Here is a 9010-nt window from a genome sequence, read left to right on the forward strand (position 1 = left end):
TCTATGAACCAAGAATCTCTCAGCTTTGTCCATGGGAATGTCAAGTTAGCCGATCGCTTTTTAGTTTGTGGATTGGGTAGTCTCGGACAACACTGCGTCAAGTCTTTAAAAGAGTTTGGGGTTAGCGTCGTCGGTATCGAACTAATACAGCCTCCCAGTTGGGAAATTAATGATTTTCCCGATTTATTAGAGGAAATAATTATCGGTGATTGTCGTCAAAAAAACATTTTAGCAAGAGCGGGAATCGATCGCTGTCGGGCTGCTTTAATTGTCACCAGTGATGAGCGAATTAATGCCACTACTGCCCTAATTATTCGGCAATTAAATCCCCTTACCCGCTTAGTGGTGCGTTCTTCTAAAGATAATCTCAATCAGCTACTCAAGGAACGTTTAGGCAATTTTATCGCCTATGAACCCACCCAACTACCCGCCAATGCCTTTGCTTTAGCCACATTAGGCACGGAAACCCTCGGTTTTTTGCATCTCGACGGTCAGAAATTGCGGATTATCCAGAGACAAATTAGCCCCGAAGATGGTTTACTCGATCGCTTTTTAGGTGATTTAAATACTCCCACCCGTCGTCTGTTAGCACACACAGCCCCCGATGAACCTTTAAGGGCCGGATTTTATCAATGGTCCCCCACCACCACTATCGGGGCCGGTGATACCATTACCACCATCGAAACTACCTACCAAAACATCGATGCTGTCCGCCAGAAACCGTCAAATTCTCGCCAGAAGTTGCGGTATTTTGGGCAAAAATTACGCAAAGAAATCCAACAATTCTGGCAATTGAGTTTTCAGCAGCAAATTCACCAGGTGGCTTTCATGTCAGTATTTATCATTATCCTGCTGGTAATTATCGGGACTTTTCTTTTCCATCTCTACGCCCCGAGAGCTTCCTTTATTTCCGCTCTTTCAGGAACGGCGATTCTTTTATTAGGTGGTTACGGTGATGTTTTCGGTGCCTCTAACCCCGAAGATTTAAATGCGGTTCCCTGGTGGATGCAGCTATTTAGTCTCTTTTTAACCTTAGCTGGAACCGCTTTTATCGGGGTTCTCTATGCCATTTTGACAGAAACTTTATTATCATCAAGATTTCAATTTATCCCTAACCGTCCCCCAGTTCCCCAACAGAATCATATCGTTATTGTTGGCTTAGGTCGAGTCGGCAGAGAAGTGGCTAATTTATTACTAGAAATGCAACAGGCAATCGTTGGGGTCAGCTTAAATAGGGATTTTGATGCAACTATCCTGCCAAAAATGCCCCTGATGACGGGAAATATCGAAGAATCTTTAAAAAATGTCAATTTAGACAGGGCTAAAAGTATAGCGATTGTTACTGATGACGAAATCCTCAATTTAGAAGTGGCCCTAACCACCCGCAAACTCAACCCCCAAAGCTACTTAGTCATCCGCACCACCGACGACAACCTTAGTCAACAATTAAGTCAAATTCTGCCCCGCTCTCACATTTTAGGAACCAACACCGTGGCGGCAGAAGCCTTTACGGGAGCGGCTTTCGGAGAAAATATCATCTATCTGTTCCGTTGGGCGCAAAAAACGATTCTGGTGACGGAATACGAGATCGAAGCCGGAGATACTCTCAATGGTAGCTCGATCGGGGATATTGCCTACGGTTATCGAGTCGTGCCGATCCTACACCAACGAGAACGGCAAGCCCCGAAATTAATGCCCGAAGACTATCTCAACTTACGCATCGGCGATCGCATTGTCGTGCTGGCCACCATCAACGGACTGCGACGGGTGGAACAGGGTCGTCGCACTCCCAAAACTTGGCGCGTGCGGGTGGAAAAAGCCTTTAACCGCAATATTGCCGCAGAAGCACCCACCGTAATCAGTCGTTTTTCTAATTGTCCCCTGAAAACCGCCAGCGATCTCATGGAAAATTTGCCGGCGACTCTGGGCGTCCCCCTCTACGAACAGCAGGCGATTCGATTAGTTTCCGAGTTAAAAAAAATTCAAGTTCAAGCCTTGGCTATTCCGATTACAAGTCAAAAATAACAATTTTGCTTAACTCAGAAGTTGATCCAACTTAGCGAAGAATTGATGAACATCTTCATGAATTTCATCAGATTTCATGTTAGTGGCGACGATTTCACGGGTCAATTCTAAAGATGGAACAGATGCTAAAGGAAGTTGACAAGATTTAAGCCTTTGAAAAAGAGAGTCCTTATTTTCAAACAATAGCTTTTTCCCATCCACAACTTGAAAAATATTTGCTTTGACATCTCTCCAAGATTGATTTCGAGGCAGGGTAAGATTTTCGTTATCAAAAAACTCCCTAATTATTTTTTGAACTGGAGAGAAAAAAATATCTTGGTCGTTAAAACCGCCGGTTTGTTGAGCTGCTCTAATCCAAGCATCGGGAACTAATAAATAATTCTCAATATTTTTTCGTCGCCATTCATATAATGATTGCTTCGGATCATTTGCTTCTGGGTGGAAGGCCTGATCGTCATCATCATAATCAAACAATACCAACCTTTTCGCCGATGGAATTATTTGTTTAATCCCGTTAAAATGACGATCAGAATCTTCTTTCATTTTCTTCTTATTGCCGCCTCCCATAACCCGACAACAAACCTGATTCAATTTATCCTGCTTTCCTAAAGAAGTGGCAAAACCTCGTAAAAGACGCCCATCTGTTTCTCCTTCAACATACAAAATAACGGGATAATTACGTTCCGAAAGCTCTGTTATCTCTGAGTTAGAAACATCGGCCATCGCTGTTAAAATCGCTGGTGTAGCTTCCACTCTTTTAGGAATTCTATCAAGTAATGAGATAATTTGCCGAACGTCAACCCCTCTAATAAACTCTTCTGCGTGGGTGGCAATAAGAAATTGAGTATTTCTCTCGATCGCCTTTTGATTTTTAAAATAATCTAGAATCTCTCTTTGCAAGTTAACATGAAGATGAGCATCGGGTTCATCCAGTAAGATAGTAGTAGGTTTATAACCATAAAAAAATGCCAACAAGGTTAAAGTTTGATGGAAACCGCTGCCAGCAGATATAATGTCATAGGATTTGCCCCCCTGTTTATATTCGCAGATTATTTGGGTGTCCACTCCTCGTTCGTATTGAGGGTCTTTTAAATTAACGTTAAACCAGTTTTTGACAACCTTTTGAATTTCACTCCAATCCTTTCGATTTTCTTGCCAAACTCGCAGCAGTAAATTTCTTAATATACTTCCGGGCTGCGCTTTTCCCACTTGTTTTCGCAGCGGTCCGTCATCACGCCATTCTTCATTGGGTTCTAATCCCGAAAAGGGCGGAACGTAAGCAATAATAGGTAAAAGAGAAGGGGAGTGATTTGACTCTCCTTCTAATTCACGGAAATGTTCCCATCCTTCCGAAGGAATTGCGTAGATAGTTTGAGGAGAACTATATCGTAGTTTAACCCCCAAAGAGCATGGTTTTGGCCCGGAAGATTCCGCTATCCAAGTAACATCAATTTCAATGAGAATAAACTCTTGCTTTTTGGAACCATCTACTTTTGGATAGTGGCGCTCGGTCTTCTCTCGCCACAAAAGATTAAATTCTGGAACGGGAAGGGCTGTAAAGTTGGGAAGGACAACTTGTTTGCCGGTCGTTCCCTTCCGTTTCGCCGCCCGCCGGAACTCCTCAATACAGAACTGCCAGATCGCTAAAGCCTGTAAAATGGTGCTTTTACCACTGTTATTCCGTCCAACTAAGAGATCGAAGAGAGCAAACTCGTAGGTTTGTTCCTTGATACTCTTGAAATTTCTCAGGGTTAGCTTGGTTATCATCGATCTGGTTAGGCTGTCGGCATCTTCATCTTAAATTATGCAAGTTAACATCGCTCACTTTCCCAGACCCCATTTTTAAGGCCAAAAATAGATCGGGACTAACTCATCTCTCCAGCTAGGGCAACGAAAACGATCGCGCTTTTCGGTTCAGGGATCGGAGGGGAGTCGATCGCCTGGATTAGCACTCAAGCCCTAAGAGTGCTAAATTAACTATAAGGAGTCCTATCACAACAGCGATACCATGTCCAAAATCATTGCCTTTAAAGATGAATCCCGTCGCGCCCTAGAAAGAGGTGTCAACGCCTTGGCCGATGCGGTAAAAATCACCCTCGGTCCGAAAGGACGCAATGTCTTGTTAGAAAAGAAATACGGCGCCCCCCAGATCGTTAATGACGGCATCACCGTCGCCAAAGAAATCGAATTGTCCGATCCCCTCGAAAACACCGGGGCGAGATTAATTCAGGAAGTAGCGGCAAAAACCAAAGATTTAGCGGGAGATGGCACCACTACCGCCACCATCATCGCCCAGGCTTTAATTAAAGAAGGTCTCAAAAACGTTACCGCCGGGGCCAATCCCGTCGCTTTAAGACGCGGACTAGACAAAACCATCGCCTATCTGGTGGAAGAAATCGCCGCCGTCGCTAAACCGATCGCTGGAGATGCGATCGCTCAAGTGGCCACCGTTTCTTCCGGCAACGACGAAGAAGTGGGACAAATGATCGCCACCGCCATGGAAAAAGTCACCACCGATGGCGTAATCACCGTGGAAGAATCGAAATCCTTAACCACGGAATTAGAAGTAGTGGAAGGGATGCAGATCGATCGCGGTTATATCTCTCCCTATTTCATCACCGATCAAGAAAGACAGATCGTCGAGTACGACAACCCCCTGATCCTGATTACCGATAAAAAAATCAGTGCGATCGCTGAACTAGTCCCCGTCCTCGAAGCCGTTGCCCGTCAAGGTCGTCCCCTATTAATTATCGCCGAAGATGTGGACGGCGAAGCCTTAGCCACTCTAGTGGTCAACAAGGCCCGGGGTGTCTTAAATGTCGTCGCTATCAAAGCCCCCAGTTTTGGGGAACGTCGCAAGGCGGTTTTACAAGATATCGCCATCCTCACCGGCGGTCGTCTGATTTCCGAAGAAGTGGGCTTAAGTCTTGACACCGTTAGCCTCGATCTGCTAGGGCAAGCGGCAAAAATCACCCTAGAGAAAGACAATACAATTATTGTCGCCTCCGGAGACAGCCGCAATAAGGCCGATGTGCAGAAACGTCTCGCCCAACTGAAAAAACAGTTAGAAGAAACCGATTCTGAATTCGATAAGGAAAAATTACAGGAACGCATCGCTAAATTAGCCGGCGGTGTGGCCGTGATTAAAGTCGGGGCAGCCACAGAAACCGAACTCAAGGATCGCAAACTCCGCATCGAAGATGCCCTCAATGCCACCAAAGCCGCCGTGGAAGAAGGTATCGTCCCGGGCGGTGGTACAACCTTGATTCATCTGGCTTCTAAGGTGAAGGCTTTCAAAGCTTCTTTGACTAACGATGAGGAAAAAGTCGCCGCCGATATCGTCGCCAAAGCCCTAGAAGCCCCCCTGCGTCAGTTAGCCAACAACGCCGGTGTGGAAGGCGATGTGATCGTGGAAGGTGTGCGCGATACCGCTTTTAGCGTCGGTTACAATGTCCTCACCGGCAAGTACGAAGACTTAATCGCCGCCGGAATTATCGATCCGGCTAAAGTGGTGCGGTCAGCCGTTCAAAACGCCGCTTCTATCGCCGGTATGGTCTTAACTACGGAAGCCCTCGTGGTCGAAAAACCCGTTAAAGAAGCCGCAGCCCCCGATATGGGCGGCATGGGCGGCATGGGTGGCATGGGCGGCATGGGTGGCATGGGTGGCATGGGTGGCATGGGCATGATGTAATTCCTAATGCCGTCTGGCCCCTGAAAATAATCTCATTCCATTGAGCCAATCTGTCCCTTTTCTCGTTATCGTCGGCATTAGGGACAGGTTTTTTTTTCCTCGGGAAAAACTTTTTCAGCAGAACCTGCTTAATCTATCCTTTGCATTAGTCCAGACACTACACTAGAAAAGAAGGATTATTCCCAGAAATCATGACACTGCTGACGGTTCGATCGCTCAAAAAAGACTTCGGTATCAAGGAAATTCTCAAAGATGCCAGTTTTAGCCTCGATGATCGCGATAAAGTCGGCCTGATCGGTACGAATGGATCGGGAAAATCGACCCTATTGAAAATGATCGCCGGATTAGAAGCGATCGATGGTGGCGAAATTCAAATCAATTCCGGGATGAAAATCGTCTATTTACCCCAGCAACCCGATCTAGACGACGATAAAACGGTTTTAGAGCAGGTTTTCGCCGATAGTGGCGAAAGCATGACTTTAATCAAGGAATACGAGGAATTGTCCGATCGCCTTGTCCATGAGCCAGAAAATCTGGATACTATTATGGAACGTTTGTCAAGGGTTTCGCAACAAATTGATAAACTTGCGGCCTGGGATTTAGAAACCAATGCTAAAGTTATTTTAAGTAAACTGGGTATCGATAATTTTAATGCTCGCGTGGGAGATTTATCGGGGGGATATCGCAAAAGAATCGCCATCGCTACCGCACTTTTAGCCGATCCTGACTGTTTATTGATGGATGAACCCACCAACCATTTAGACGCGCTTTCCGTGGAGTGGTTACAGAGTTATTTGTCCCGTTTTCGGGGAGGATTATTATTAATTACTCACGATCGCTATTTTCTCGATCGAGTGACTAATCGCATCATTGAAATCGATCGGGGAGATTTATCTACTTATTCCGGTAATTATGCCTATTATCTAGAAAAAAAAGCTTTAGCGGAAGAATCGATCGCCAGTAGTCAACGCAAACACGCGGGAGTTTTACGACGGGAATTAGAATGGTTATCCCGGGGACCAAAAGCGCGCAGTACCAAACAAAAAGCGCGCATCGATCGCATTCAAGCAATGGGGACTAAGGAATTTAAACAGGTGGAGGGAAAAGTCGATATTGCCACCGCAGGAAGACGCATCGGTAAAAAAGTTATCGAAGTAGAAAATATCTCGAAAGCTTACGGCGATCATACTTTAATTAAAGATTTTACCTATATTTTTACTCCCGAAGATCGCATCGGTATTATTGGCAGTAATGGGGTAGGAAAATCTACTCTCATGGATATTATTACCGGGAAAATTCTCCCCGATTCAGGCACAGTTGACATCGGTTCCACTATTCATATTGGTTACTTCGATCAACAATCCGATGATCTCAATATCAACGAAAATCAAAGAGTGATCGAATATCTGAAAAGTGTGGCCGAATTAGTCAAAACCCTAGATGGTAGCGTGATCACCGCTTCCCAGATGTTAGAAAAATTTCTCTTTCCTCCCGATCAACAGTATGCACCAATTTATAAACTTTCTGGAGGAGAAAGACGACGCTTATTTTTACTACGAGTTTTGATGAGTGCACCTAATGTTTTAATCCTAGATGAACCCACCAATGATCTCGATGTGCAGACTTTAGCAATTTTAGAAGAATATTTAGAGGACTTTAACGGTTGTGTGATCGTCGTTTCCCATGATCGCTATTTTCTCGATCGAGTAGTTGATACTATTTTTTCCTTTGAAACCGGGGGTAATATCCGTCAATATCCAGGCAATTATTCCCTTTATCTCGATCAGAAAAAAGAGGAGGAGGAACCAAAAGAAAAAAAAGTCACCCCAAAAACTGTTAAAGCTTCTCCGTCACCTGTCAATAAAAAAATCTCTTTTAAAGAGAAAAAAGAATACGAAGATATCGAAAAACAAATACCAATTTTAGAGGCAAAAAAAGCTGAAATTGAACAGGTACTTTATGGAGAACCCCTAGAAGATTTTACCAAAATAACCACCCTGACCGAAGAATTAGCTCAATTAACTCAAAAAATTGATACTTTAACCGATCGCTGGTTAGAATTAGCAGAAAAATTAGGCTAGGATAATCCCTATTTTCCCGATCAATTTAGTCAAAACTGAGTGATAATTTCTGGTGAATCATCCTCATCCATGACCAGATCTACCGACTCCACCCGCAAGAGTGCCAAATTATCGTTAACCACCCCTTGAAGATAGATTTCCCCCATCCCTTCACCCCCCAGATCGATCGAGCCAAAAACTTGACCGGTTTTTGTATTAAAATTAAACTGAAAATAATTAGCCGAGGAGATTCCCTGGCTGACATTATCGTATTTAGCGATCTCTTGACCACTGTTATCATAAAAAGATACCTGAAAATTTTCTAAAACTCGCATTTTTCCCGAACCTTTTTCCGAAAAGATAGTCGGGGCCGTTTTTTCATCATAACTAAAAGAACCTTTAGCTGTATAGCCTTGATTTCCCAACCATTGAAAATCGATCGTCACTGCTAAAACCCCTTGGCTATTCATGTTAGCAACTAAAAGCCAAGCTAGTAAAGTCAATATCATCTTTTTCATGAGTCGGTTATTTCATTTACAGCAGTTATCCTAATGGTGAGGTACGAAGTCTCTGGTTTTGGAGAACAGGGAACAGCGAACGGTAGCTAGGGTTTGCTGAATAAATCTAAAAACCTTGTTGGATAAGGCTTTTAGACTTTTTTCCCCTCAAAAAGTGCCAGCCATTGCGGGGATTGGGGGGAAAATTCAGGTACTTTTTCCCTGAAAATTAGGTAGTTGACCACCTGAAAATCGATAAAACCCCACACCCCACACCCTGCCACCACCGAAAAGCTTTTTCAGCAACCCCTACTTAGGGTGATCAGCAAACCTGATCGATCGGAGGGCGCAGGTTCCTTGCGCCCCTACAGTAACGGATTTTGTCCACAATGTAGGGGCGAACTGCGTTCGCCCAAAAGGTACATTATCAAAGCGCAAGTCCCTAAACAAAGAAATTACCCACTGGAATGCTCCCTAAAGCTGGTAAAGTACCAGTAAATCCAGTGATATTTATTAATAAATCATTGCTGGATTGGAAGCCAGCCGCGCTATCATTAATAACGAGGTAAGTTCCAGCTATCGCACCAGTTGTTACTTGCACTAAGGCGGCACTATTAACCGCTAATTCTTGATTACCTGTAGTGGCTCCATTGGCATCAGTAAATACCTGATTGATTAAATTGTCTAAAGTGGTGACAGTGCTATCAGCAGCGCGACTGAAACTACTAGGCGCATTC

The 9010-nt window shown here is 44.3% G+C and carries 6 protein-coding genes; 3 read left to right on the plus strand and 3 right to left on the minus strand.

Annotated elements, in window-relative coordinates:
- The first annotated feature begins 3 nt into the window (after positions 1-3).
- Complete coding sequence (locus tag IM456_RS13515) at positions 4-2025, plus strand: potassium channel family protein (RefSeq protein WP_287691963.1); 2022 nt, start codon at positions 4-6, stop codon at positions 2023-2025.
- Positions 2026-2034: 9 nt separating this feature from the next.
- On the opposite strand, the gene IM456_RS13520 is transcribed toward IM456_RS13515, so the two are convergent.
- Positions 2035-3792: an ATP-dependent nuclease gene (locus IM456_RS13520; RefSeq protein ID WP_287691965.1), complete on the minus strand. Its 1758-nt coding sequence runs from the start codon at positions 3790-3792 to the stop codon at positions 2035-2037.
- A gap of 241 nt (positions 3793-4033) precedes the next feature.
- Between IM456_RS13520 and groL the strand changes: the two genes are divergently transcribed.
- Positions 4034-5716: a chaperonin GroEL gene (groL, locus tag IM456_RS13525; RefSeq protein WP_061432580.1), complete on the plus strand. Its 1683-nt coding sequence runs from the start codon at positions 4034-4036 to the stop codon at positions 5714-5716.
- A 191-nt stretch (positions 5717-5907) separates the two neighbouring features.
- Positions 5908-7797, plus strand: coding sequence for an ABC-F family ATP-binding cassette domain-containing protein (locus IM456_RS13530; protein WP_287691966.1), 1890 nt, complete (start codon positions 5908-5910; stop codon positions 7795-7797).
- A 29-nt stretch (positions 7798-7826) separates the two neighbouring features.
- On the opposite strand, the gene IM456_RS13535 is transcribed toward IM456_RS13530, so the two are convergent.
- Both IM456_RS13535 and IM456_RS13540 read right to left on the minus strand, forming a co-directional pair.
- Positions 7827-8294, minus strand: a complete 468-nt coding sequence (locus IM456_RS13535) for a hypothetical protein (protein ID WP_287691967.1) — start codon at positions 8292-8294, stop codon at positions 7827-7829.
- Positions 8295-8715: 421 nt separating this feature from the next.
- Positions 8716-9010: bluetail domain-containing putative surface protein (locus tag IM456_RS13540; protein WP_287712785.1), on the minus strand; the 295-nt coding region annotated here is incomplete at its 5' end.

Origin of the sequence: Microcystis sp. M079S1 (genome assembly GCF_020246425.1) — a bacterium.
Classification (GTDB): Bacteria; Cyanobacteriota; Cyanobacteriia; order Cyanobacteriales; family Microcystaceae; genus Microcystis; species Microcystis aeruginosa.